This is a genomic window from Actinoplanes missouriensis 431 (assembly GCF_000284295.1).
Taxonomy (GTDB): Bacteria; Actinomycetota; Actinomycetes; order Mycobacteriales; family Micromonosporaceae; genus Actinoplanes; species Actinoplanes missouriensis.
The window spans coordinates 2,059,326-2,085,173 of record NC_017093.1; the positions used below are offsets into that span (position 1 = coordinate 2,059,326).

The following is a 25,848-nucleotide window of genomic DNA, read 5'->3' on the forward strand; positions in this document are numbered from 1 at the left end:
GCGTAACAACGGGAGGGTATGCGTGGCCGATGGCAGCCTCCGGGCGCGTCCGGAGTTCTGGCCAGTCGCGTTGCTGAGCATCGCGCTGATAACGGTGCTGGCGGGCTGGTCGGGAGCCACCTACCTGGACCGCACCCGGAACGTGAGCGGTTGTGTCGAACGCACGACGTTGCGGGTGGCCGCGGCGCCGAGCGTGGTTCCGCCGATCCGCGAGATAGCCGCGCAGGTCGCGGGCCGGCAGCGGTGCCTGGAGATCCTGGTCGAGGGCCGTGAGTCGGCCGAGGTGCTGCGGGCTCTGGCCCGGACCGCCCCGGACGCGGCCTCCCCGGCGTCGGCCGGTCCGTCGCCGGCCAGTCTCGCCGCGTCGAGCGCCGACACCACCGCGACGGCCGAGGCCGCGCCGGACGTCTGGCTGCCGGAGTCGACACTCTGGCTGCGCCGGGCCCGCGCCACCGGCGCCTTCTCGGTCCCGGCCGAGGGCGTCTCGGTGGCCACCACCCCGGTGGTGCTCTCGCTCGCCGAGAAATCGGCGTCCCGGCTCACCGGGAAAGACGTCGCGCTGAGCTGGAAGGCGCTGGTCGGCGGGTCGAAGCTCCCGGTCGACGTGGCGCTTCCCGACCCGGCGACCAGCCCGATCGGGTTCGGCGCGCTGGTCGGGTTCCGTCAGCTCGCCGGCTCGAAGGCGGCCGGCACCGCGGCGATCATGCGGCGGCTGTCGCCGGGCACGGTCTCGCTCGCCGGTGAGGCCGTGCCCGATCCGGCCGGCCCGGGCAAGGACGAGTCCGCCGTGGTCAGCACCGAGCAGCAGGTGCTGCAGGCCGGCCTGGACGGCAAGCGGCAGATCGCGGTCTACCCGCCGTCCGCCCTGCCCGGCCCGGACTACCCGTTCGCCGTGCTCACCGCGAGCACCGAGGCGCGCGAGATGTCCACCGTGCTGCTGCGCGCGCTGCTCGCCGCGGACGGCGTCGAGGCGATCACGGGTCACGGGTTGCGTACGCCGGACGGCGCGCCGCCGGCCGAGGTCCCGGCCGCCACCAAGGTCCGGAACAAGGAGTACCCACCCGCCGCCCTGCCCGCCGAGGCGGACGCCGAGGACCTGCTCAACGCGTGGGGCGGCGTGCACATCAGCGCCCGGATGCTCGCGGTCTTCGACGTCTCCGGCTCGATGGAGGCGGCCGTGCCGGGCTCCGCGGACACCCGGATGTCGGCCACCGTGAAAGCCGCCCGGGACGGTGCGAAGCTGCTGCTGGACACGACCGAGCTGGGCGTCTGGGAGTTCTCCACCGACCTGGTCGGCAAGCGGGACTACCGGGAGGTCGTCCCGGTCGGACCGATCGGCCCCCGGCGCGAGGAGATCCTCAGCGAACTCGGCCGGATGAAGGCCAAGCCGAACGGCCAGACCGGGCTCTACGACACGACACTCGCCGCCTACCGGGACGCCACCCGGAACTGGACGCCCGGCCGGATCAACATGGTGCTGATCCTGACCGACGGCTCCGACGACAACGCCAGCGGGACGAGCCGCGCCAAGCTGCTCGCCCAGCTGGGTGACCTCTACGACCGCAAGCGTCCGGTGCCGATCCTGTTCATCGGCGTCGGACCGGAGATCGACCCGGCCGAGCTGAACGCGATCGCCAAGGCCACCAACGGCCAGGTCGCGCTCACCGACAAGCCTTCCGGAATCCGCCAGATCTTCTACACTGCGCTCGCCGAATTCAGCTGCCTGCCCCCGGAGTGCCGCCGATGACCGCTGTCCTCCGGGCGCGGACCACGTTCGACAATGCCCGCAGTTCCTTCTGGGTCCCGGCCGGCGCGCTGCTGCTCGTCGTGGCCGCCTTCATCCAGCGGCCCGGCCAGACCACCTTCGACACCAAGCTCGACCTGGTGGAGAACCCGATCGGGTTCATGGCCCGGGCCCTGCACCTGTGGAACCCGTGGGCCACCTCGGGCGAGCTGCAGCAGCAGGCGTACGGCTACCTGTTCCCGATGGCCCCGTTCTTCGCCGTCGGCGACGCCCTCGGCATCCCGGCCTGGATCACCCAGCGGCTCTGGTGCGCGGCGCTGTTCCTCGCCGCGTACTTCGGCGTGCTGCTGCTGGCCCGCGCCCTGCGGATCGGCAACGACGCCGGCCGGGTGGTCGGCGCGTTCGCGTACGCGGTGGCGCCGCGGATGCTCACCGAGGTCGGCGTGCTCTCCTCGGAGATGCTGCCGGTCGCCGCCCTGCCGTGGGTGCTGCTCCCGCTGGTCACGGCCCGCCGGTTCGCCTCGCCCCGCCGGGCCGCCGCGCTCAGCGCCCTGGCAGTGCTCTTCATGGGCGGGATCAACGCGGCAGCCGTGGTGATGGCGCTGGTGCTGCCCGGCCTCTGGCTGCTGACCCGCCGCTGGGACCGGCAGCTTTTCGTGCTGATGGCCTGGTGGGCCGGGTTCGTCCTGCTCACGACGCTGTGGTGGATCATTCCGCTGCTGCTGTTCGGCCAGTACAGCCTGCCGTTCCTGGACTTCATCGAGTCGTCGGCGACCACGACCGCCGTCACCTCGCTCTTCCAGGCCACCCGCGGCACCAACCAGTGGGTCGGCTACATCGTGCAGGGCGAGCCGTGGTGGCCGGCCGGCTGGAGCTTGATCGACAACCCGGCGCTGATGGTGGTGACCGCGCTGGTCGCGGCGCTCGGGCTGCTCGGGCTCGGGCTGCGCGGGCTGCCGGAGAAACGTTTCCTGGTGATCGGCGCGCTGACCGGCCTGGCCCTGCTCACCATGGGGTACGTCGGCACCCTGGACAGCCCGTTCGCCCCGCTGGTCCGGGAGCTGCTCGACGGCCCGCTCGCCCCGCTGCGCAACGTGCACAAGTTCGAACCGGTGCTGCGCCTGCCGATCGCGCTGGGTCTGGCGTACGCGGCGAGCCACGCCCCGGTCCTGCCCCGCTGGCGGATCCGCGTCCCGGCCGCGCCGGTGGTCGCCGTGCTGCTGATCGCCGCGGCCGCGCCGGCCTGGACGCTGCTGCTGCGGCCCGGACCCGGCTGGTCCTCGGTGCCGTCCTACTGGAGCCAGGCCACCACCTGGCTCGCCGACCAGGACGCTCAGGACCGCACCCTCGTCGTGCCCGGCTCCGGCTTCTCCCAGAACACCTGGGGCCGCACGGTCGACGAGCCGATCCAGCCGCTCGCCGAGTCGCCCTGGTCGACCCGCAACCAGATCCCGCTCGGCTCCGAGGGCAACATCCGGGTGATGGACACCGTCGAGGCGGTCCTCGCGCAGGGGCGCGGGTCACCGGCCCTCGCCGACTTCCTGGCCCGCTCCGGCTACCAGTACCTGATGGTCCGGCACGACCTGGACCGCACGGTCTCCGGCGCGCCGCCGATCACCGTGGTCCGCCAGGCGATCACGAACTCGCCCGGCCTGGTCGAGGCCGCCACGTTCGGCCCGCGGGTCGGCGCCGGTGGCGCGGCGCCCAGCCCGGCCGACGCCGGCGTCGCGGTGCCGGCCATCGAGATCTTCAAGGTCGACCGGGACGTGCCGGCCGTGTCGGCGACCGCGATCGCCGGCGTGCCGGTGGTCAGCGGCGGACCGGAGTCGCTGCTCGGCGTGCTCGAAGAGGGCCTGATCGACCCGGCCCAGCCGGCGGTTCTCGCCGGTGACCAGGACGGCGAGCTCGCGATACCGGAGGCGGCGGGCCAGCCGATCGTCACCGACGGGCTGCGCCGGCGCGAGCTGAACATCGGCCGGATGCGCGACAACACGAGCCAGACGCTCACCGAGGACGAGAAGACACGGCAGGGGCGGGTCCGCAGCGACCTGCTCCCGTTCGACGCCGACGGGCACCAGACGGTCGCGGCCTACCAGGGCATCCGGGCCGTCGACGCGTCCAGCAGCGCGAGCTTCGCCGACTCGATCGGGGCCAGCGACTCCTCCGCGCTGCCGTTCGCGGCGCTCGACGGCGACACGTCGACGGCATGGCGTTCCGACCCGATCCAGCCCGGCAGCGGGCAGTGGATCGAGGTCCAGCTGGAGACCGCGCAGCGGATCACCGAGGTGACCGTCGACTTCTCCGAGGACCTGCGGACCGCGGCGCCGGTCTCCTACGTGCGGATCACCACCGATCAGGGCATCGTGGACCGTCCGGTGCCGGCCACCGCCGGCGCGCACAAGCTCTCCACGCTGCCCGGCCTCACCACCAGCGTCCGGGTCACCGTGCTGGCGCTGCGGGAGGGCTACGACGGCGGCGTCGCGCTGCGCGAGCTGGGCATTCCCGGCGTCAGCGCGGAGCGCGGCCTGCGGGTGCCGGCCGACACCGGCACGAAGACCGCTCCGGCGTACGTGTTCGAGCGCGCCACCCAGGACCGGGGCGCCTGCTACGCGGACGACGGCGTGATCCGCTGCGACCAGTTCCTCGCCCGTGCCGGTGAGGAGCCGCTCGGCGTCGACCGGTTCTTCGCCACCCCGGTGAACGCCACGTACGACCTGCGGCTGACCGCCCGCCCGCGGACCGGTGGCACGCTGCCGCTGGACCGGGACGTGACCGCCTCGGCGTCCACGACGCTGACCGGCGACGTCACGGCCGGCGCGCACGCGGCGGTGGACGGCGACCCGTCGACCACCTGGCTGGCCGAGCCGAACGACCCGACGCCCACGCTGACGCTCTCCTGGGACAAGTCCCGCCGGATCGACAGGTTCCGGCTGGACACGCCGGATTCGCCGACCACCGCGGCGGCCACCCAGGTGCTGGTGCGGGCCGGCGGCAAGGAATCGGTCCTGAAGGTGGAGGCCGAGGGCTGGGTGCGGATCCCGCCGGTCACCACGAAGCGCCTGGAGATCTCGATCGTCGGTACCTGGGCGGTGGTGGCGGACCCGCGGGGCGACTGGCCGGCGCCGGCCGGCGTCTCCGAGGTGGAGATCCCCGCTCTCAAGGACCTGATGAAACCCGCCACCGGCAGCACGCCGCTGCTGGCCCGCTGCGGCACCGGCCCGTCGGTCGTGCTGGACGGGGTGTCCTACCCGACCGCGGTCTCCGGCACGCTCGGCGACGTGCGGGCCGGCAACCGGCTCCCGGTCCGGATCTGCGACGACTTCGCCAGCCAGAACGTGCAGCTCACCGCCGGTGAGCACCGGCTGCGGACGGTGCCCTCGGCGGCCTATGTCGCGGAGTCGGCGACGCTCGTCCGGGACGGCGCCGGGACGGCCGCTCCGGCGGCCACGACGCGTACCGTCTCGGTGGTCCGCTGGGAGGCGACCGACCGTCAGGTGATGGCCGGGGCCGGCGAGGCCTCGCTGCTGGTGATCCCGGAGAACCGGAACGCGGGCTGGACGGCCACCCTGGACGGCCGGGAGCTGCGGGCGGTCCGGGTGGACGGCTGGCAGCAGGCGTTCGTCCTGCCGGCCGGCTCCGGGGGACTGGTGAGCCTGCGGTTCACCCCGGACGGGCCGTACCGGACCGGTCTCGCGGCCGGCGCGGCGTGTGTCCTGCTGGTGGTCCTGGCCGCGGCGGCGCCGGTGCGCCGGCGGGTGGCGCCGGTCAGCGGGCCACCGGCCCGGATCTTCCGCGCGGTGCCGGGCGGGCAGTGGTGGATGCTGGTCCCGCTGCTGGCGCTGGTGTTCGCGATCGGCGGCGCGGCCGGGGTGACGTTCCTGCTCGGCGCGCTGATCGTGCGCCAGCTCTGGCCACGCGCCCTGTCCGGTCTCGCCTTCGCCGCGGCGGTGGCCGGCCTGCTGATCGCGGTCAGCGGGCGACTGCTCGGCCACGGACAGGAGTGGGCGTACGACGCGGCGGTGCAGCTGGCCATGCTCGCGGCGATCGCCGCGGTCGCGGCCACCGCGGCGCCCACCTCGAGCCGCCGGCGACCCGATCCGGAGCCCATGGACGGTGCGGCGGACGGCGACATCGACGAGGAGGCGCCGGTGGACGCGCACCGGGCGACGTTGGACCGGTCGGTGGGGCTCTTCCGGGCGTTCCTGGTGGAGCAGACCGACCCGGACCGGTTCTACTCGGAGCTGGCCGTCGACTCGGTACGCCAGCTCGGCTCCTACACCGACCTGGACGGCGCCCTGGTGCTGGACGTGGGCGGCGGGCCGGGCTACTTCTCGACCGAGTTCGAGAAGGCCGGCGCGCGGTATGTCGGGCTGGACCCGGCGGTCGGCGACTTCGCGGCGGCCGGCGCCGAGGTGAGCGGCATGATCCGGGGGAGTGGCACGGCACTGCCGATCCGTACCGGGTCGGTCGACGTCGCCTACTCGTCCAACGTGCTCGAACACGTACCCGATCCGGAGGCTCTGCTCGACGAGCTGGTCCGGGTGACCAAGCCGGGCGGCACGGTGTTCGTGTCGTTCACGCCGTGGCTGTCGCCGCACGGCGGGCACGAGACCGGACCCTTCTGGCACCTGCTCGGCGGGGACTGGGCGCGACGGCGGTTCGTCCGCAAGAACGGCCGGGAGCCGAAGAACCGGTACATGGAGTCGCTCTTCCCGATCAGCGCGGCGCGGACGATGCGCTGGGCCCGCGCGGCCCGGCGCAACGGCGAGCTGACGGTGGTCGATGTCCTGCCGCGGTACCACCCGCGGTGGGCACAGTGGGTGGCCAGGGTGCCTCTGCTGCGGGAGACGCTCACGTGGAACTTCACGGTCGTGCTGCGACGCACGGGCGAACCAGTTTTAGCTGACGTTCAGGAAGATCTGGTTCAGGTCTCGCGCACCGATGTGACTCAGTAGTAACCTTCCGCAATCTGGCAAGCCGAAACGCCTGCCGAAACCCGCTTTTTACCTCGTGGAGGCACAATGAGGTCCCGCGTCCTCGGCACCGCGCTGTTTGGTCTCGGCGTCCTGGCTATAGTTTTCGCCCTCGGCCTGGCGTTCGTGGTGGCGCCCCGGGCGGCTCAGTTGCCGTACGACATGGAGCCGACCCAGTCGGTCGCGGAGGCGCAGAACGCGACCTTCCTCCAGGTCACCAGCGGCGCCGCAAAGATCAACACCGGTAATCTCCGTTCGACGGTGACCGTGCAGCCGGACGCGAAGGAGACCGCAGGCCTCGAGGGTGACCTCGACGGCAGCGCGCTCGTCTGGCTCGCCGGCCAGGACGTGGTCAACACCAGCCTCAACAGCGAGCGGGTCAGCGCGTACAGCACGCGGCTCGCGGTGGACCGGGAGACCGGCGCGGCGGTGCCGTGGGACGGCGCCTGGCTCGACACCGGCAACCAGGAGAAGATCGAGTACTCCGGCCACATGTACAAGTTCCCCTTCGGAACCGAGAAGAAGGCCTACCCGATCTACGACCGGGATATCCGTGAGGCGAAGCCGGCCGAGTTCGTGAAGACCGAGGAGATCGGTGGCCTGGAGACCTACCAGTTCACCCAGCAGATCGTGGACGGGCGTCAGCAGCTCGACCCGACCCAGCTGAGCCTGTTGGTCGACCAGTTGCTCGGCGACACCGCGACCACCGCCGAGGTGGTTTACAGCAACACCCGGACGGTCTGGGTCGAGCCGGTCACCGGCCAGTTCATCCGGGTCTCCGAGGAGCAGAACAAGATCCTCCGCGGCAACAACGGCCAGGAGGTCACCCTGCTCGACGCCGACTTCACCTACACCGACGACACGGTTAACCGCTCGGTGAAGGCGGCCGAGGACAACCGGAAGAAGCTGAACCTGGTCGGTCTCTGGGGCCCGCTCGGCCTCGGTCTGCTCGGCCTGATCCTGGCCGTGGCGGGCGTCCTCGTCGCGCTGCGCGGCGGCCGGGGCGCGTCCACGGCCGGAGTTCCGGCGCAGGGCAGCGGCGGTCACGACGACCTGGACGACGACGGCAAGCCGGCCACGGCGGGCAGCCACCGCGCCGAGGGGTAGAACCGGCGCCGGCGAGACGCTCCGGCCCGTGCCGTCGATGAGACGGCACGGGCCGTTCGCTGTCCGCAGCCGGGTCCGGCTCACAAACCGATCCCGCCGGGTAGTGAGCCGGGTCCGGCTCACAACCCGGTCCCGCCGGTAGTGACCTCCGGGTAATCCGGGGCGCACGTTTCCGTTGACGGCCCGGAAACCACGGCTTCCTAGCGTGAGCTGTCGGGTTGGCGAAAGGGGAGCGCGTGGCCGCCGATGTGACGCAGGTGAGAACCGTGTGCGGGTATTGCGGCGTCGGCTGCGGCATCGTCCTCGACGTTGCCGGTGGCCGCGTCGTCAAGGCCGCCGGCGACAAGGCCCACCCGGCGAACGCCGGGCGTCTCTGCACCAAGGGTGCCACCAGCGTCGAACTGCTCGCCGCGCCGGGCCGGCTGGACACGGGGCTGATCCGGCCCCGGCGCGGCGCCGGCGCCCAGGCGATCGGGGTGGACGCGGCGATCACGGAGACCGCGCGCCGGCTCCGGGCGATCATCGACGAGCACGGCCCGGACGCGTTCGCCATGTACGTCTCCGGCCAGATGACCCTGGAGGCCCAGTACCTGGCGAACAAGCTGGTGAAGGGCTTCATCGGGACGAACAACATCGAGTCGAACTCGCGTCTCTGCATGGCCAGCGCCGGCACCGGGTACAAGCTCTCGCTCGGCTCGGACGGCCCGCCCGGCTCCTACGACGACCTGGACCACGCCGACGTCTTCCTGGTGATCGGCTCGAACATGGCGGACTGCCACCCGATCCTCTTCCTGCGGATGATGGAACGGGTCAAGGCCGGCGCCAAGCTGATCGTCGTCGACCCGCGCCGGACCGCCACCGCCGAGAAGGCCGACCTCTTCCTGCAGATCCGGCCCGGCGCCGACCTGGCGTTCCTCAACGGGCTGCTGCATCTGGTGCCGAAGAACCAGGAGTTCATCGACGCGTACACGACGGGCTGGGAGGCCATGCCCGGCCTGCTCGCGGACTATCCGCCGGACCGGGTCGCGGAGCTGACCGGCCTCGCCGAGCAGGACATCCGGACCGCCGCGGCGTGGATCGGCGGGACCGCGAACTTCGTGACCCTGTGGACCATGGGACTCAACCAGAGCACCCACGGGACCTGGAACACCAACGCGATAGTCAACCTGCACCTCGCCACCGGCGCGATCTGCCGCACCGGCAGCGGCCCGTTCTCGCTCACCGGCCAGCCGAACGCGATGGGCGGCCGGGAGATGGGCTACATGGGACCGGGTCTGCCCGGTCAGCGGTCGGTGCTGGTCCCGGCCGACCGGGAGTTCACCGAGCGGGTCTGGGACGTGCCGGCCGGGACGCTGCGAACCGAGGTCGGCAAGGGCACGATCGACATGTTCGAGCAGATGTCCGAGGGCCGGATCAAGGCCTGCTGGATCATCTGCACCAACCCGGTCGCCTCGGTCGGCAACCGGCGGACCGTGATCGAAGGCCTCGAACAGGCCGAACTGGTGATCACTCAGGACGCGTTCGTGGAGACCGAGACGAACGCCTACGCCGACATCGCCCTGCCGGCGGCGATGTGGTCGGAGACCGACGGCATCATGATCAATTCCGAGCGTACGCTCACGCTCGTCCACCCGGTCGCCCAGGCGCCCGGTGAGGCGCTGCCCGACTGGCAGCTGATCGCCCGGGTCGCCGCCGAGATGGGCTATGCCGAGGCGTTCACCTACACCGGCGCCGCGGAGATCCTGGAGGAGATCAAAACCTTCCACAACCCCCAGACCGGGTACGACCTGAGCGGCGTCACCTACGAGCGCCTGAACGACGGTCCCGTGCAGTGGCCGGCCGCGCAGGGCGGACCCGCCCGCAACCCGATCCGCTACCTCGACGCCGACCGTGGCCTGCGGTTCGCCACCCCGGACGGCCGCGCGGTTTTCCACGCCCGGCCGCACCTGGACCCGGCCGAGATGCCCGACGACGACTTCCCGTTCGTGCTGAACACCGGCCGCCTCCAGCACCAGTGGCACACGATGACCAAGACCGGGAAGATCGCCAAGCTGACCCGGCTCAACCCGAACCCGTTCGTCGAGATCCACCCGGACGACGCCGAGTGGTTCGGCATCGCCGAGGGCGACCAGGTGGAGATCGCCTCCCGCCGCGGCCGGGCCGTGCTGCCGGCCGTGCTCACCGACCGGGTCGCGCCCGGCACCTGCTTCGCGCCGATCCACTGGAACGACCTGTTCGGCGAATACGTCAGCGTCAACGCCGTGACCAGCGACGCGGTCGACCCGCTCTCGTTCCAGCCCGAGCTCAAGGTCTGCGCGGTCGCGCTCACCAAGGTCGCCTCACCGGCGCCGGTCGTCCCTTCCGGACCGGCCGTCCTCGCCGCGGAGATCGTCCCGGCCGGGCTGCACGAGATGCTCGGCCTGGACCCGGCGCCGCCGGTGCTCGGCGACGACCAGAAGCGCTACCTCGCCGGGTTCCTGGCGGGCGTGCCGGCCGGACGGGCGCTGCCGCCGGTCCTGCCGGAGAACGCGCCGTTCGACCGCGGGACGGCCATGTGGGTGAACGGGCTGATGGCTGCTGCTTCCCCCGTACTCGGGAAGGCCCTTGAATCGGAGAAGGCGTCGGAGACGGGACGGCTGCAGATCCTGTGGGCGTCGCAGACCGGCAACGCCGAGGAGTTCGCGCGCGGGCTGGCGGCGCGGCTGGCCACGACCGGGCGGCGGATCAGCGTGCTCGGGATGGACTCGGACGCCGCCGAGCTGCTCGAACCCGGCGCTGACCTGCTGCTGGTGACCAGCACGTTCGGCGACGGTGACGCGCCGGACAACGGCGCCGCGTTCTGGCAGTCGCTGGCCGGGGACGCCGCGCCCCGGCTCGACGGACGCCGGTACGCGGTGCTGGCGTTCGGTGACTCCAGTTACGACGACTTCTGCGGGCACGGCCGGCGCCTGGACGAGCGCCTGGCCGAGCTGGGCGCCGTCCGGCTGGCGCCGCGAGTCGACTGCGAGCCCGATTTCGAGGACACCGCGACCGGTTGGCTGGAGGCGGTCGCGGCCGCGCTGACCGCGCCGCCGCCCGTCGTGCCGACCAAGTCGTCCCCGCTGACCACCACGCTCACCGGGAATCGCCTGCTCAGCCTCCCCGGCTCGGCGAAGGAGGTGCGGCGGTTCACGTTCGAGACCGAGGGGCGGCTGGAGTACCAGGCCGGTGACGCCCTCGGCGTGTGGCCCGTCAACTGCCCGGATCTGGTCACCGAGTGGCTGTCCCTGACCGGCCTGGACGGCGCCGCCGACGTCGAGATCGACAAGCTCGGGACGATGCCGCTGGCCGAGGCGCTGTCCCGGCACCTCGACATCACCCGGATCACCAGCGACCTGCTGCGGTTCACCGCCGAGCGCACCGGCGCCGCGCACCTGAAGACCCTGCTGCGCCCGGACAACAAGGGTGAGCTGGCCAAGTGGGCGTGGGGCAGACAGGCCCCGGACCTGCTCGCCGAGCACCCGGTCAAGGCCACCGCGCAGGAGTGGCTCGGCGTGCTCAAGCGCCTGCAGCCGCGACTGTATTCGATCAGCTCGACGCCGCTCGTCGACCCGTCCGCGGTCAGCCTGACTGTCTCCGTGGTTCGGTACGGGCGTCGCAAGGGCGTCTGCTCCACCCACCTGGCGGACGCTCCCGACGGTGCCGAAATCCCGGTGTTCGTGCAGCGTGCGCCGCACTTCCGGCCGCCCGCTGATCCATCCGTACCGATGATCATGGTGGGTCCGGGCACCGGGGTCGCGCCCTTTCTGGGCTTCCTGGAGGAGCGCCGGGCGACCGGCGCGACCGGCGCGAACTGGCTGTTCTTCGGCGAGCAGCGGCGGGCGACCGATTTCTACTACGAGGAGGAGCTCACCGCCCTGCACCGGGCGGGCACGCTCAGCCGACTCGACCTGGCCTTCTCCCGGGACCAGCGCACCAAGATCTACGTCCAGGACCGGATGCGGGAGCACGGCGCCCAGCTCTGGACGTGGCTGCGCGACGGCGCCCACCTCTACGTCTGCGGCGACGCCAGCCGGATGGCCCGCGACGTGGACCAGGCGCTGCACGACATCGCCGTCAACCACGGCCGCCTCACGCCGGAGGCGGCGACCGCCTATCTGAAGCAGCTGGCGGCGGAGAAGCGGTACGTCCGGGACGTCTACTGACTGATCGTGGTGGCCGTTGGCGGCGTGCAGCGGGCCAGGTTCTCCGGCGTGCGGAGCTGCTCCCCGTCGCGCTCGGTGAGGCCGCGGAGCCTACCGTGGACCATATGACCAGCTTCCATGAGTTGCATAAGTCGGGCACCTTCATCATCCCCAACCCGTGGGACGTCGGCTCCGCCCGGCTCCTGGAGAGCTACGGCTTCCCGGCGCTCGCGACCACATCCTCCGGGCTGGCCGCCTCGCTCGGCAAACTCGACCAGCAGGTCACCCGCGACGAGCTCGTCACGCACGTGGCGGCGCTGACCGCCGCCGTGCGGATCCCGGTGAACGTCGACGCCGAACGCTGCTTCGCCGACACCACCGACGGCATCGCCGAAACCGTCGACCTGCTCGCCGCCGCCGGCGCCGCCGGCATCTCGATCGAGGACTACGACCCGGCAGCCGGCCGGATCGAACCCCTGGACACCGGCGCCGAGCGGGTCGCCGCAGCCGCCCGGGCCGCCGCCCGGCACGGCATCGTGCTCACCGCCCGCGCCGAGAACCACCTGTACGGGCACGACGACCTCGACGACACGATCACCCGGCTGCGGGCGTACCGGGAGGCCGGCGCCGACGTGGTCTACGCGCCCGGCCTGCGTGCGGCCGAGGACATCGCCCGGGTGGTGCAGTCCGTGGACGCGCCGGTCAACGTGCTCGCCCTGGCCGGCGGGCTCAGCGTCCCCGAGCTGGCGGAACTGGGCGTCCGCCGGGTCTCGCTCGGCGGCGGGCTGGCCTGGGTGGCGTACGGCGCGTTGCGCGACGCCGCCCGCGAGCTGCTCGACACCGGCACCACCACGTTCAAGTCCCGCTCGCTGCCCGAGGAAGACCTGGAGAAGGCGTTCCGCCGCGACTGATTGTCGCCCGGAAATCCGGTCTCGCCGTGATCTTCGCGGGCCCGGCTTGACACCGGGCCGCCGGGCGCGGATTCTTGCCCCTCCGGCGTGTTGACCTGCGGTTTCGTGGCCAGCTGAGCATGCCGGGCGAGCATGACGGAGGGCCTCATGGAACTGCACCCGGACGATCACGACGCGTTGCTGAACGGCAGCTCGGCGGTGGAGATGTGGCGGCGCAGCGAGCACGCCACGGAGGTCGCCGCTGAGCTGATGCGGCTGCACGGCGGGACGGTGCCGATGAGTGAGCTGCTCTGGCTGGGCGCGGAGTCGTTCCTGCCTCGCCAGTGGCAGGCCGGGCGGGCAGCCGAGCCCCGGGAGGCGGCGGCCGAGGTGTACGACAGGTGGCGCCGCATCGAGCAGCGCCGCCTGCAGCGCCGCCAGCAGCCCCCCGCGTGTTGAGTTGAGGCGCGGAGCGCGCCCGATTTCCCCACGCAGGCCGAACGCACTGCGCGCCGGCCGGTCCGGCTGGTGCGCAGTGTTGCTGCGATCGCGCTGAGCGCCGGCCGGTCCGGCCGGTGGTGAGCGCGACTGCGACTGCCCTCACCACCAGCCGGTCCGGCTGGTTCCGAGTGCACCTGCACCAGCACTGAGCGCCGGCCGGACCAGCCGGCGCTCGGTGCGGTCACGCTGGGTGCCTACCGAACCCCGTACCCGTCAGATCCAGGGGTTGAGGCGGAACGGCAGGGTGCCGCTGGTGCGCAGCGGAGCGACCCCGCCCCGGCGCAGCAGGCGGCCGCCGAAGCGCAGCCAGTCGACCTCCCCGTCGCGGCCCCGGACGAAGTTGACGCGCTGGGTGGTGGGCGTGCCGTCCGGCAGATGGACCACCGCGTAGTCCCTGCGGTAGAACCCGAGCGCCATCTGCTCGACCCCGTCGACGCGGACGCTGAGCCGGCCGCGGTCGGCGACGATCTCGAGCACGAGCGAGACGAGTTCGCCGTCGAACCCGATCTGCTGGAGGGTGTACGAGCCCTCATAGCCGGAGAGGTCCGTGACCGGGCGGACGACCGCCGGCAGGTTGTGCACGCCGGCGAAACGGCTCAGCGCCCAGTCCCCGATGAAGAGGTCGTCGAGCAGCGCCGGACCGGTGTCCGAGTTGGTCAGCACGGTGAGCGCGAAGTCGCGTTCCGGCACCATCAGGAAACCGGAGTGCTGGCCGTCCCAGTCACCGCCGTGCTGGACCACCGTCGGCCCTTCGGCGGTCGGGCGCAGCATCCAGGTGACGCCGACCCCGTCGAGTTCCACGAAGAGCGTCCCGCCCGGTCCGGGGTTGGACCGCATGGCGTGCAGCGAGCGGCGGCTGAGCAGCCGGCCGCCGTCGCCGAGGTGGAACCGCGCCCAGCGCAGCTGGTCCCGGGCGCTGGAGATCAGGCCACCGGCAGGGTTCACGCTGCGGGGCACGCTCCATCGTTCCGGTTGCGCGACGAGGTTCCCGGCCTCATCGATCACATGGGGTACGGCCATGCGTGCGCCCGGGATCCGCGTGATGTCGAATCCACTGCGCCGCAGCCCGAGCGGCTCCAGCAGCAGGTCCTCGACGGCCTGCTCGTAGGTCCGCCCGGTCACGACCTCGATCACCCGGCCGGCCACCGAGATCGCCGCGTTGTTGTAGGAGAACACCTCGCCGGGCGGGGTGAGCTGCGGCACCCGGTGCATCTCGGCGACGTACCGGGCGAGGGCCGCGTCGTCGCTGCCGGTGTCGAGCAGGTAGTCGCCGAGCCAGCCGGCGCTGTGGTTGAGCAGCTGGCGGACGGTGACCCGGGCCGATGCGGCGGGGTCGCTGGTGCGGAAGCCGGGCAGGTAGGCGCGGACCCGGCGGTCCAGGCCGAGCCGGCCGCGTTCGACCAGGCGCATCGCGGCGGTGCCGGTGAAGGTCTTGGTGGTGGAGGCGACACGGAAGACGGTGGTGTCGCCGTCGACCGGGGACGGGTCGGCGGTGCTCGTCACGCCGAAGCCGCGGACGTACTCGCGGCCCCGGTACCGGAGGCCGAACGCCACGCCGGGTACGGCGTAGAGCTCCATCGCTTCGCGGATCCGGTCCTCCAGCTCGCGGACCGCGGACGGAACCCGGGGCGCCGCGGAGGCGGCTGCGGGCGTCAGGGCGGGCGCGGCGAGGGTGGCGGCGGTGGCGGTCAGCAGCGTACGGCGGGTCATCTGCTCGGTCATCGAACGTTCTCCCTGTCGTCAGAGTGCACGCCCGCGCCACTGTATGCATGGCGGTCAATGCGCATACTTTATAGCTATATTTCCGATTTAGCGGGAAACGTCATTTCGCAGTGACAGTGCTCACTTAACCCGTTCTGCCACCACGCCGAACAGAACGGTAGGAGGTGTTGCATCGGATGTTTCCGGAACAGATCGGCGCCTGGGTGCTGCACGAGCTGCCCCGCCTGAACCGAGCGATCCTGCAAGACCACGCCCCGACCGAGCTGCTGCTCGACGACCTGCACGAACACGTTCTGGACCAGCTGCCCGACGTGGCCCAGCTGACCCCGTACCAGGCGCAGCAGCTCCTGGTGAACCTCGGTTTCGTCGGTGCCTCGGTGGCCCGCCACTGGCAGGAGCACATCGCCGGTGGCATCCGGCATCCCGAGGACGCCTTCGAGGGCGTGGTCGCCGGCCCCGAGCGGATCCCCTTCCGCACCTACTTCACGGCGCTGGCCGAGCACACCGGGACCGGGCACTACGACCGGGACAGTTTCGCCTCGCTGGTGCGCTGGAACGTCGGGACCATCAAGGTGCGGCTGGGCGACGAGACGCTCGCCACCCTGCCCGGTGTCTTCGACGACGGCCGGATCCGCAGCTACACCGGATCACCCGGCGAGGAGCGCTTCTTCCTGCTGGTCAAGCAGGGTGAGGCGGTCGAGCTGGCGGTGAACGAGCTGCTCTGCCCGCTCACCTCGGACCGGGTCGGCCTGATCTGTGCGGACGCCCGCCATCGGGTACGCCTCGCGACCGTCCTGCTGGACGCGCTCCGCCGGCTGATGGTGGAGTTCGCGGCGCTGCCGCCCGAGCAGACCATGCCGGCCGAGCACTTCATGGACGTGTTCCGCCAGTTCGCCGCGCACTGGACGCTCGGTGACATCCCGCCCAGCGGCGCGCTGGACCCGGAGGCGCTGAAGCGGGACTTCCTGCTCGGCATCGCGGTGGACGACTACGACCAGCAGGCCCGCCGGCTCTTCCCGGCGCTGCTCGCCGCCGAGCGCGCCGAGCTCGCCGAGCTGATGGACGGCCCGACGCTGCCGCAGCGGCTGCTCGCCGCGGTGGGCGCCGACGAGCAGAGCCTGCGCCTGGCCGACGAGGGCGATCTGCGCCGTCTCGTGGCGCACCACCCGGCGATCGTCGACTGGTACCGGCTGCTGGTGATGCACGCCCGTGCCGCCGGGGCGCATCTGATGCTGAGCAAGAAGTTCCTGTTCAAGCCGCAGCGGCTGCGCGACCGGGCCGGTCTCGGCGACAAGGAGCTGGTGTCCAACCGGGCCGGCACGACCGGGATGACGGAAACGTTCCTGGAACGCCTCACCCGGGCCCGGCAGGACCACGTCCTTGCCCCCTTCCGCCCCGTGATAACCGCCGAAAAAGCAGATATCGGACCAATTTCGGAGGTACGGTCCGCACGGGGAGCGGTCCGGCCCGTCGTGGTCGAGCTGACCGGCTGAGCGGGGGCATGGTGAGGCAGGGATGAGGGCGCCGCTGCCGGAGATCGGCCGCGACCAGCTCATGGCACTGATCGACCACACCTCCGCGGTGATCTACATGCGCGACGCGGACGGCCGTTATCTGCTGGTCAACCGCGAGTACGAGCGCCTGTTCGGCTTGCGCCGCGAGGACATCATGGGGCTCACCGACCATGATCTGTTTCCCCGGGACATCGCTGACAAGTTCCGGCAGAACGATCTCGAGGCGCTGGCCGGCGGCGTCCCGGTGCAGATGGAGGAGGAGGCGCCGGGGGAGGACGGCCCACGCACGTACATCACCGCGAAGTTTCCGCTGATCGACGGGGACGGCCGGGCGTACGCGGTGGCCGGCATCTCCACCGACATCACCAAGCGCAGCCGGGCCGAGGCGGCGCTGCGCCACAGCGAGGAACGGTTCCGGCTGCTCGCCGAGCACGCCCAGGACATCATCTTCCGGTACCGGCTGGAACCCGAACCGGGCATGGAGTATTTGAGCCGGGCCGTGGAGTCGATCACGGGGCGACCGGCCGAGGAGTTCTACGCGCGGCCCGAGCTGATCATGGAGTGTGTGCTGCCCGAGGACCGGCCGCTCTTCGAGCAGTCCTGGCAGGCGCCGCGGACCCGTACCATCACGTTCCGGCTCTGCCGGGCCGACGGCGGGATGGTCTTCATCGAGCAGCGGGCCAGCACCGTCACCGACGACGCCGGCCGGGTGGTCGCGGTCGAGGGCATCATGCGGGACGTCACCGAGCGGATCGCCGCCGAGCGGGAGCGCTCCGAGCTGGAACAGCAGCTGCGCCAGGCGGAACGGCTCGACTCGCTGGGCCAGCTCGCCGGCGGGATCGCGCACGACTTCAACAACATCCTCGCGGTGATCTCCGGGTATGCCGACATGCTCGCCGAGGAGCTGGGCGAGGACCATCCCGGGTACGCCGACGCGGCCGGGATCAAGCAGGCCGCGAACCGGGGCAGCGCGCTCACCCGGCAGCTGCTCATCTTCAGCCGTTCCGAGCCGTCCCGGCCGGAGACCCTCGACCTGAACGCGGTCGCCGAGGATCTGCAGCGGATGCTGGGCCGCACCCTAGGCGAGGACATCGAGTTCACCACCGAGCTGGCGCCGGACCTGCCGCCGATCGTGATGGACCGCAGCAAGCTGGAGCAGGTCCTGATGAACGCGGTGCTGAACTCGCGCGCCGCGATGCCGGACGGCGGCCGGCTCACCATCGCCACCTCGCTGGAACGGGCCGGCGACGGCGCGGCACAGGTCAGCCTCGCGGTCGTCGACACCGGGTGCGGGATGACGCCGGAGGTGCTGGCCCGGGCGTTCGAGCCGTTCTTCACGACCCGCGGGCGGGGCAGCGGCACCGGGCTGGGGCTGGCCACGGCGTACGGCGTGGTGACCGACGCGGGCGGCACGATCAGCCTGGAGTCACAGCCGGGCCGCGGCACCACGTTGCGGGTCCGGTTGCCGGCCGGCGTCGCGCTGACGCCCGGGACCGGCATGGTGGAGCTGCCTCCACCGGCCCGTCCGGGCCGGGGCCGGCGGGTGTTCGTGGTCGAGGACGAGGAGGCGGTCCGCGACATCGTCTGCCGCCTGCTGCGCAAGGCCGGGTACGAGGTGGCGGCCGCCGCGAATCCGGCCGAGGCGCTGCGGATGTGCCGCGAGGACGACCTGCGTTTCGACATGCTGCTCAGCGACGTGATCATGCCGGGGATGTCGGGCACGCAGCTCGCCGCCGAGCTGCGCGCCCAGCGGCCGGACCTGCCGGTGCTGTTCATGTCCGGGTACACCAGCGGCCCGGCGCCGGGCGGGCAGGCCATGCCGCCGGACGCGCCGCTGATCCACAAGCCGTTCGACTCGAAGACCCTGCTGAACGAGGTGCACCAGCTGCTCGCCCAGCACATCCATTGACATGAATTTAGTTGCAGTCCTACCGTGCGCTGCTGGGAAAGCCCTTTCCCGCAGAGAGAGCCGGAGGTCGAGCATGCGCAGACGGATGTTCCTGGCGATTCCCGCCGCCGCGGCGATTCCGGCTCCCCGGCGGCTGCGGCTGACCGTGGCGGCGGACGGCACCGGCGACCACACCAGCGTGCAGGCCGCGATCGACGCGGTCCCGGCCGGCGAGCCCGCGATCATCGGGGTACGCCCCGGAACGTACCTCGGTCAGGTGATCATCCCGGCCGGCAAGCCGATGATCGAACTGCGCGGGCTCGGGCGCTCACCCGCCGACGTGGTGATCGCCGACGACCGGGCCAACGGCACCCCGAAACCGGACGGCGGCACCTGGGGAACCTCGGGCAGCGCCTCGGTCACCGTGGACGGCGCCGGCCTGCGGGTCACGCGCCTGACCTTCGCGAACCTCTTCGACGAGGCCGCCCACCCGGAGATCACCAACCGGCAGGCGGTCGCGGTGCTGACCCGCGCCGACCGGCTGGTCTTCGACCGGGTCCGGTTCCTCGGCAACCAGGACACCCTCTATGTGAACAGCTCGGCGGCCGGGGTGATCGCGCGGGCGTACTTCCGGGACTGCTACGTCGAGGGCGACGTCGACTTCATCTTCGGCCGGGCCACCGCCGTCTTCGACCGCTGCCACATCCACTCGCTGAACCGGGCGAGCACGCCCGCCGGTTACGTGACCGCGCCCAGCACCGACCGCACCAACCCGTACGGCCTGCTCTTCCACCGTTCCCGCTTCACCTCGGACGCCCCGCCCGGATCCGTCTTCCTGGGCCGTCCGTGGCACCCCAGCCAGGACCCCGAGGCGATCGGGCAGACGATCATCCGGGAGTCCTGGATCGGCGCGCACATCCCGGCCGCGCCGTGGACCGACTTCGGCACGTGGCCGTGGGAGGAGGCCCGCTTCGCCGAGTACCGCAACACCGGGCCGGGCGCGACGGTCACCCCCGACCGGCCGCAGCTGACCCGGGAGGAGGCGGCCGCGTACACGGTGGACGCCGCCCTGCGCGGCGCCGACGGCTGGAACCCGTGCGGCCGCGGCTGAGGACACGTGCCGCTGGTTGACCCTCCCCTTACCGGAGGGTGCAGGCTGTCCGGGTGGCAGAGTTACTGACGGTCGGGGAGTTTGCCCGGCTGACCCATCTGACGGTCAAGGCGTTGCGGCATTATCACGACGTCGGCGTGCTCGAACCGGCCTGGATCGATCCGTCGACGAGCTACCGCTACTACACCGCGGAGCAGGTGGAGCCGGCTCAGCTGGTGCGTCGGCTGCGGGAGGTCCGGATGCCGGTGGACGGCGTCCGGCGGGTGGTGTCGGCGGCCGATCCGGCGGCGCGGGATGCGATGATCGCCGCCCATCTCGACGTCCTGCGGCAGGAGCTGACCGCGACCGCGGCGGCGGTGGGCTCCCTGCGGGCGCTGCTGACCGGCAGTTCCGCCGGCGAGCTGACGTTCCGGCAGGCCGGCGAGGAACAGTGCCTGATGATCGATGGGGACGTCGACCAGGACAGCCTCACCCCGTGGTGCGCGATGGCCTACCCGCTGCTGTACGAGGTGGCGGGCCGGTGGGGCCTGACGCCGGCCGGGCCCGCCGGGGCTCTGTACGCCTTCGAGTGGTTCCAGGCCGGCGGCCCGGTGACGGCGTTCCTGCCGGTCGCCGCGCCCCCGGACGGCGAGCGCGTCGCGCGCCCGGACGGCGGCGGGGTGCGGTGGGGTGTGCTTCCCGCGCAAGCGCTGGCGGTCGCCGTCCACGCCGGACCGTGTCGCGATCTGGACCAGACCTACGGCGTCCTGGGCCGTCAGGTGCTCGAACGCGGTGTCGGCGCCTCCGGGCCGGTCCGCGAGCTCTACCTGGTCACATCGGCCGACACCGACGACCCGGCCCGGCTGCGGACCGAGGTGTGCTGGCCCGTCACCCCGTCGTCCCTCTCGTTGTGAAGGAGCACCACATGTCCCTGTCGATCGCCCAGATCGTGATCGATTGCGCTGACGCGCAGAAGCTGGCCGTGTTCTGGTCGCAGGCGTTGGACCGCCCGGTCGACCCGGGCGCCACCGCCGAATTCGCCACCATCGGTCACGGCGCCGCGACCAGCGGCAGCGCCCCGGCTCTGATGTTCATCAAGGTCCCCGAGCCGAAGCACACCAAGAACCGGCTGCACTTCGACCTCACCGCCCGCCCGGTGCCGAACTGGCAGAGCGAGGTCGACCGGCTGCTCACGCTCGGCGCCAGCCGCATCGACGAGCACCAGGCGTTCGGCTGGCACTGGATCACCATGCGCGACCCGGAGGGCAACGAGTTCGACCTCGGCCCCGCCGCCGCGACCCCGTAGCTCTCCGCTTCGCCGCCAGCGATGCTGTGCGCCGGCCGCCCACCATCCCGGCTCAGTCAGCCGCAATCCGCTGACGGGCGGCGATGGTGGCGGCGAGCAGCGTCTCGTCCGCCCGCATCTCGCCGTCGTCGTCACCGAGACCGATTCCCGCTCGATGTGGGGAGGCCACGATGCGGTCCAGCCGGTCGTGCGTCATCCAGCAACGACGCGAGATCGTCGGCGGCCAGACGGGACGCGGTCAGCGAAGCCGCCAGCGCGTGCAGCGCCGCCGACCGTACGGCGGAGGATTCGTCACGCAGCAGCGGGGTCAGGACCGGCGTCACCCGGGCGGGCGCGGCCCGCCACTCCCGCATCGCCGCGAGCGCCATCCGTACACCCTCAAGCCTGACCTGCGGAGGCTCGACCCGGCTCATCGGCCCTTTCGAAACGTCATGAAGTTGATCTTCGCTCCCGAGCATTCAACCGCGCAACGCATATCGAATCCTCGGCACAAGAGCACGTCCGATCAGCTTGGCGGGCAACCTCTGGTCCCCCCTGGCGTCCCCGCGACCAGTCCGCTGCGTCATCAATGGCGACTACGGGGCGTGCTGGCGATCGAGCCGGTGCGGATTGCGAAAAGCCAGGACCACGCGTTATCTGCGGCATGTCAGTGCGCGATGTCGACGCTGACCAAACGTCACAAATAGTCGAAGTAGCGATCCCACCACGGTGCCCCTCGCTCACGCAGGAATGCGCTGGCGCCGTTGTACATTTCCTCCAAGGGGTCCAGCCGTAGAGCGATGTAGCCTAGATAATCCAGCGCTCCGTAAACGCGAGCAGCGTCGGCAGGGTGCAGCAGTTCAGCGAGTTCGGCATCGTCGCAGTAGAGGGCTTCTTCCGAGGAAGCGGCGGCGAGGTCGCCGAAGTTGCTGATCCGGACCCTGAGCATCAGACCGCCAGACGTGACAGCGGCTGGCACCTCGATGTCGCCGTGAAAGCTGCTGTCCTGACCGGCGCTGGAGTAGCACGCGCCGAAGGCGGTGCGGAGGCCGGACTCAAGCTGCGAGAATCGTGTCGCAGCCCGCTCGTGGTCGAAATGTGCGGGGAACTCCATATGGCCTGGATCATCGTGCGTCTGCAGCAGTTCACGGGTCTGGGCCTCATCAGCTTGCACCCGATTATTATCGGGAAGGCAAGCAAGCACCTCAAGCCGCACATTGCTGGCGGCCGCCGGATTCAGCCACGTGCCGCAACGCACTCACATCGGCAGATCCGTGCATTCGGGGCTCACCTCTGGTCTGGTCGACGGTGATCGGGCGTCATCCGGTGAGGGTGGGTGCAACTGGCGCCTATCGACCGCCCGGCTCCCGCAACCGGCAGCCCGCTGCCCGGCACGACGTGGACTCATCCTGATCACCGGCCGGGTTCACCAGCGGCCGGCCCATCACAAGGAGGGCCGCCGAACCGGTTGAACGACAAGGGGCCCGGACAACGACGGGTCAGGCGGGTCGTCTGTTTCTCATCACCGGGCCGAAGAGGCGCTGCGCCTGGTCGGCCCGGAGCGCCACGAACAGCCCGGTCGCGGTGACCAGGGCGTCGTCCGGCGTCTCGGCCGTCGCGATGGCGCCGATGGCGGTCACCCGCCGGCCGTCGACCTGGGTGACCTCTGCGGTCAGGCGCAGGGGAGTGTGCAGCGGGACCGGCCTGCGATACGACGTGTCGAGCCGCACCGTCATCCCCGGGTTGCCCGACGTCGTCACCGCGTGACCGAGCATCTGGTCGAGGAGCATCGCGCTGACGCCGCCGTGCGCGTACATCGGCGGGCCCTCATAGGCGAGCCCGAGCGTGCAGGCGCCGGTCGCGACCCCGCCGGCTGCCTCGATGCGCACCGGCGGGGCGATCGCGCTGCCGGAGCCGATGACCGGGTTGTACATCCGTACGCCGCCGAGCAGGTCGTCGGCGGCGGCGAGCTGGCTGCGGTCGCGGATCCGCTCGCCGAGCGGCGCGGCGGCCTGCCGGACCAGCTCGGCGGCCCGGATCAGCTCCTCGGCGGGCGCCTCGGTGGCGGTCGCGTGCTCGATCAGCTCGCGGAGCGCGTCGCCGAGATCGGCGATCGCCTCCCGCCGGGCCGTCAGCCGGTCGACGGATTGAACGCTGTCGGTCACATCGTCTCCTCGGGCGCCGGGCGGCGGTTGCCGAACAGAATCAGGTTCTACCAACGAGGACACCGCACGCACCCGCGCAGCTAGTGAATCTTCTCACACTGCTATAACCTGTTCTAGTTATCCGGAGGGGGTGCCCGTGGAATTCGACGTGATCGTTGTCGGCGCCGGTGCGGCAGGCATGACGGCCGCGCTCACCACCGCTCGCAGTGGACTGAGCACGGTCGTCCTGGAGAAGGCGGCGGTCTTCGGCGGCTCGGCGGCCCGGTCCGGCGCCGGCATCTGGGTCCCGGCCAACGACGTGCTGCTGACGGCGGGAGTGCCGGACTCGTTCGCGAAGGCGGACACCTACATGGCGGCGGTGGTCGGCCCGGAGGTGCCGGCGGCCAAGCGGCGGGCGTTCCTCGCCGCCGGCCCCCAGGCGATCGCGTTCCTCCAGCAGTGGTCGCCGCTGCGGTTCCGCTGGATGGAGGGCTACTCCGACTACTATCCGGAGCTGCCCGGCGGGATGCCGGCCGGCCGGTCGATCGAGCCGGAGGCGCTCGACGCGAACATCCTCGGCGACGAGATGAGGAACCTCAACCCGTCCTACATCCCCAGCCCGGACGGTACGGTCGTCTACACCGTCGACTACCGGTGGCTGGCCCTGATCGCCCGGCACCCGCGTGGTCTCGCGGTCGCGAGTGAAATGGTCCTGCGATACCTCCAGCTCGCCGCGCAGGGCAAGAAGCCGGTCACCATGGGCCAGGCCCTGGCCGGCGGTCTGCGGGCCGGCCTGCTCGCCGCCGATGTGCCGGTCCGGCTGAGCACCCCGCTGGTCGACCTGTTCGTCGAGAACGGCCGGGTGGCCGGCGTGATCGCCCTGGTCGGCAACCGGGAGACGGTGATCCGGGCCCGGCGCGGCGTGATGATCGGCAGTGGCGGGTTCGAGCACAACGAGCGGATGCGCAAGCAGTTCCAGCGGGAGCCGATCGGGGTGGACTGGACGGTCGGCGCGGCGTCCAACACCGGTGACGGCATCGAGGCCGGCGAGCGGGCCGGCGCCGGGCTGGCCCTGATGGACGACGCCTGGTGGGGCCCGATGATCCCGCTGCCCGAGGGGCCGTACTTCTGCCTCTCCGAGCGGACGCTGCCGGGCACCGTCTTCGTCGACGGCACCGGCAGGCGGTTCGTGAACGAGGCGGCGCCGTACAGCGACGTGGTCCACGTGATGTACGACGGCGACCACTTCCCGGCCTGGATGATCACCGACCAGGAGTACCGGAACCGGTACCTCTTCAAGGAGACCGCGCCGCTGCTGCCCTACCCGCAGGCGTGGTACGACAGCGGCGCCCTGGTCAAGGACTGGACGCTCGCCGGGCTGGCCGCCAAGATCGGCGTGCCGGCGGGCGCGCTGCGGGCCACCGTCGACAGGTTCAACGCGCAGGCACGCGCCGGCCGCGACACCGATTTCCACCGTGGTGACAGCGTCTACGACGCGTATTTCGCGGACCCGACGAACCGGCCCAGCCCGTGCCTCGCCCCGATCTGGCTGCCGCCGTTCTACGCCTTCAAGATCGTCCCCGGTGACCTCGGCACGAAGGGTGGCCTGGTCACCGACGCCCGGTCCCGGGTGCTGACGACCGGCGGCGAGCCGATCCCCGGCCTCTACGCCGCGGGCAACGCGTCGGCGGCGGTGATGGGCCGCAGTTACGCCGGCGCCGGCTCGACCCTCGGCCCCGCGATGACCTTCGGTTACGTGGCCGGGAAAGACCTGGCGAGCAATTCCTAACCCCGAGGAGGAACAGAATGCCCAAGGTCAGTGTGTCCACCGTGACGAAGGCCAGCCCCGAGCAGATCTGGCAGGTGCTGGCGGATCCGGCCCGGACACCCGAGTGGAACGCCATGCATCAGGGCTTCACCGGCGACGTGCCGGCGACCCTCACCGAGGGCGCGCAGTACAAGCAGAAGGTGAAGCTGATGGGCATGCCCGCGGACATGGCGTGGAAGGTGGTCACCGCGGACGGGACGACCCTGGAGCAGGCCGGCGACGGCCCGATGGGCGTGAAGGCGAAGAACCGCTTCGAGCTCACGCCCGCCGAGGGCGGCACCCAGATCACCTACGACATGGAGTTCCTCGGACCGGCGCTGAACGGGCCGATGGCCGCGATGCTGGAGAAGCAGGCCGGGCCTGCCGCGAAGCAGGCCCTGGACAAGCTGACGGGTCTAGTGGAGTAGCAGCCGGGTCGCCAGCTCGAGGTGGTTGACCACGTCGTTCGCCGACGCGCGGCGGGTCACCCAGGCCACCAGGTTGGACAGCCAGACATCACCGATCACCCGGGCCTTGGCGCGGTCGTCGGCGGTCGGCTCGCCGTCGTGCATGGCCCGGGTGAACATCTCCTCCATGAGCCGGGCCACCGCGTTGACCTCGGCGCTGGCCGACGGGTCGGCGAACATGAAGGCCCGGGTCATCGCCTCGGCCAGCATCGGGTCGCGCTGCAGGGCGCCGGTCACCCGGTTGAGCACGTAGAGCGTGCGGTCGTAGGGCGTGTCGCCGGGGATCGGCTTGCGGCTCAGCTTGTCCTGGATCGCCTCGAGCTCCAGCGCCAGCGCGGAGACGAGCAGATGGATCTTCGAGGGGAAGTAACGGTAGAGCGTGCCGAGCGCGACCTCGGCCCGTTCCGCCACGGTGCGCATCTGGACGGCGTCGTAGCCGCCCTTGGACGCCAGCGCCAGCGTGGCCTCCAGGATCCGCCGCCGGCGATCACGCTGAGCAGCCGATCCCTGCTCGGCATCGGTGGTACTCGTTCTCGCTGTCGCCATCTCTCCC

General features: G+C 71.5%; 19 protein-coding genes. 13 read left to right on the forward strand and 6 right to left on the reverse strand.

What is annotated here, in order from left to right; translation table 11 throughout:
* The first annotated feature begins 22 nt into the window (after positions 1-22).
* The 6 genes from AMIS_RS09460 (at position 23) to AMIS_RS09485 (ending at position 13,336) form a co-directional block, all read left to right on the forward strand.
* Positions 23-1,747: a substrate-binding and VWA domain-containing protein gene (locus AMIS_RS09460; protein ID WP_014442000.1), complete on the forward strand. Its 1,725-nt coding sequence runs from the start codon at positions 23-25 to the stop codon at positions 1,745-1,747.
* On the forward strand, positions 1,744-6,699 hold the full coding sequence (locus tag AMIS_RS09465) for an alpha-(1->3)-arabinofuranosyltransferase domain-containing protein (protein ID WP_014442001.1): 4,956 nt from the start codon (positions 1,744-1,746) through the stop codon (positions 6,697-6,699). The genes AMIS_RS09460 and AMIS_RS09465 overlap by 4 nt, the downstream gene beginning before the upstream one ends.
* 66 nt (positions 6,700-6,765) lie before the next feature.
* The gene (locus tag AMIS_RS09470) at positions 6,766-7,824 is read left to right on the forward strand and encodes a DUF3068 domain-containing protein (RefSeq protein WP_014442002.1); all 1,059 of its coding nucleotides are present in this window, start codon (positions 6,766-6,768) and stop codon (positions 7,822-7,824) included.
* Between the two features lie 257 nt (positions 7,825-8,081).
* Positions 8,082-12,008, forward strand: a complete 3,927-nt coding sequence (locus AMIS_RS09475; protein WP_231859269.1) for a bifunctional nitrate reductase/sulfite reductase flavoprotein subunit alpha — start codon at positions 8,082-8,084, stop codon at positions 12,006-12,008.
* A gap of 104 nt (positions 12,009-12,112) precedes the next feature.
* Positions 12,113-12,898 (forward strand): isocitrate lyase/PEP mutase family protein, encoded by a 786-nt coding sequence (locus AMIS_RS09480; RefSeq protein ID WP_014442004.1) that lies wholly within the window; start codon positions 12,113-12,115, stop codon positions 12,896-12,898.
* Positions 12,899-13,045: 147 nt separating this feature from the next.
* Positions 13,046-13,336, forward strand: coding sequence for a hypothetical protein (locus AMIS_RS09485; RefSeq protein WP_157434785.1), 291 nt, complete (start codon positions 13,046-13,048; stop codon positions 13,334-13,336).
* Between the two features lie 255 nt (positions 13,337-13,591).
* On the opposite strand, the gene AMIS_RS09490 is transcribed toward AMIS_RS09485, so the two are convergent.
* Positions 13,592-15,100 carry a serine hydrolase domain-containing protein gene (locus tag AMIS_RS09490; RefSeq protein ID WP_014442006.1) on the reverse strand — a complete coding sequence of 503 codons (1,509 nt, stop codon included), beginning with the start codon at positions 15,098-15,100 and terminating at the stop codon, positions 13,592-13,594.
* Positions 15,101-15,276: 176 nt separating this feature from the next.
* Here AMIS_RS09490 and AMIS_RS09495 point away from each other — a divergent pair, with 176 nt between their 5' ends.
* From AMIS_RS09495 to AMIS_RS09515, 5 genes are all read left to right on the forward strand, one after another.
* Positions 15,277-16,593 carry a hypothetical protein gene (locus AMIS_RS09495; protein ID WP_014442007.1) on the forward strand — a complete coding sequence of 439 codons (1,317 nt, stop codon included), beginning with the start codon at positions 15,277-15,279 and terminating at the stop codon, positions 16,591-16,593.
* Between the two features lie 22 nt (positions 16,594-16,615).
* Complete coding sequence (locus AMIS_RS09500) at positions 16,616-18,523, forward strand: hybrid sensor histidine kinase/response regulator (protein WP_014442008.1); 1,908 nt, start codon at positions 16,616-16,618, stop codon at positions 18,521-18,523.
* A gap of 73 nt (positions 18,524-18,596) precedes the next feature.
* The gene (locus AMIS_RS09505) at positions 18,597-19,613 is read left to right on the forward strand and encodes a pectinesterase family protein (protein WP_014442009.1); all 1,017 of its coding nucleotides are present in this window, start codon (positions 18,597-18,599) and stop codon (positions 19,611-19,613) included.
* Between the two features lie 53 nt (positions 19,614-19,666).
* Positions 19,667-20,506 carry a MerR family transcriptional regulator gene (locus tag AMIS_RS09510; RefSeq protein WP_157434786.1) on the forward strand — a complete coding sequence of 280 codons (840 nt, stop codon included), beginning with the start codon at positions 19,667-19,669 and terminating at the stop codon, positions 20,504-20,506.
* A gap of 11 nt (positions 20,507-20,517) precedes the next feature.
* Entirely contained in the window at positions 20,518-20,898 is a 381-nt protein-coding gene (locus AMIS_RS09515; protein ID WP_041829647.1) for a VOC family protein, read from the forward strand.
* A gap of 52 nt (positions 20,899-20,950) precedes the next feature.
* On the opposite strand, the gene AMIS_RS43300 is transcribed toward AMIS_RS09515, so the two are convergent.
* The 4 genes from AMIS_RS43300 to AMIS_RS09525 form a co-directional block, all read right to left on the reverse strand.
* Positions 20,951-21,094 carry a hypothetical protein gene (locus tag AMIS_RS43300; protein ID WP_172666552.1) on the reverse strand — a complete coding sequence of 48 codons (144 nt, stop codon included), beginning with the start codon at positions 21,092-21,094 and terminating at the stop codon, positions 20,951-20,953.
* Positions 21,030-21,356, reverse strand: coding sequence for a HEAT repeat domain-containing protein (locus AMIS_RS44945; RefSeq protein ID WP_014442012.1), 327 nt, complete (start codon positions 21,354-21,356; stop codon positions 21,030-21,032). Before AMIS_RS44945 ends, AMIS_RS43300 begins: the two co-directional genes overlap by 65 nt.
* Positions 21,357-21,574: 218 nt before the next feature.
* The gene (locus AMIS_RS40345) at positions 21,575-22,051 is read right to left on the reverse strand and encodes a hypothetical protein (protein WP_157434787.1); all 477 of its coding nucleotides are present in this window, start codon (positions 22,049-22,051) and stop codon (positions 21,575-21,577) included.
* A 325-nt stretch (positions 22,052-22,376) separates the two neighbouring features.
* Positions 22,377-23,042, reverse strand: coding sequence for a PaaI family thioesterase (locus tag AMIS_RS09525; RefSeq protein ID WP_014442014.1), 666 nt, complete (start codon positions 23,040-23,042; stop codon positions 22,377-22,379).
* A gap of 130 nt (positions 23,043-23,172) precedes the next feature.
* Between AMIS_RS09525 and kstD the strand changes: the two genes are divergently transcribed.
* The gene (gene kstD, locus AMIS_RS09530; protein WP_041829648.1) at positions 23,173-24,810 is read left to right on the forward strand and encodes a 3-oxosteroid 1-dehydrogenase; all 1,638 of its coding nucleotides are present in this window, start codon (positions 23,173-23,175) and stop codon (positions 24,808-24,810) included.
* 17 nt (positions 24,811-24,827) lie between these two features.
* Positions 24,828-25,256 (forward strand): type II toxin-antitoxin system Rv0910 family toxin, encoded by a 429-nt coding sequence (locus AMIS_RS09535; RefSeq protein WP_014442016.1) that lies wholly within the window; start codon positions 24,828-24,830, stop codon positions 25,254-25,256.
* Here the strand turns inward: AMIS_RS09535 and kstR are convergent.
* The gene (kstR, locus tag AMIS_RS09540; RefSeq protein ID WP_014442017.1) at positions 25,245-25,841 is read right to left on the reverse strand and encodes a cholesterol catabolism transcriptional regulator KstR; all 597 of its coding nucleotides are present in this window, start codon (positions 25,839-25,841) and stop codon (positions 25,245-25,247) included. The two genes, AMIS_RS09535 and kstR, sit on opposite strands and share 12 nt — an antisense overlap.
* Between the last annotated feature and the right edge of the window lie 7 nt (positions 25,842-25,848).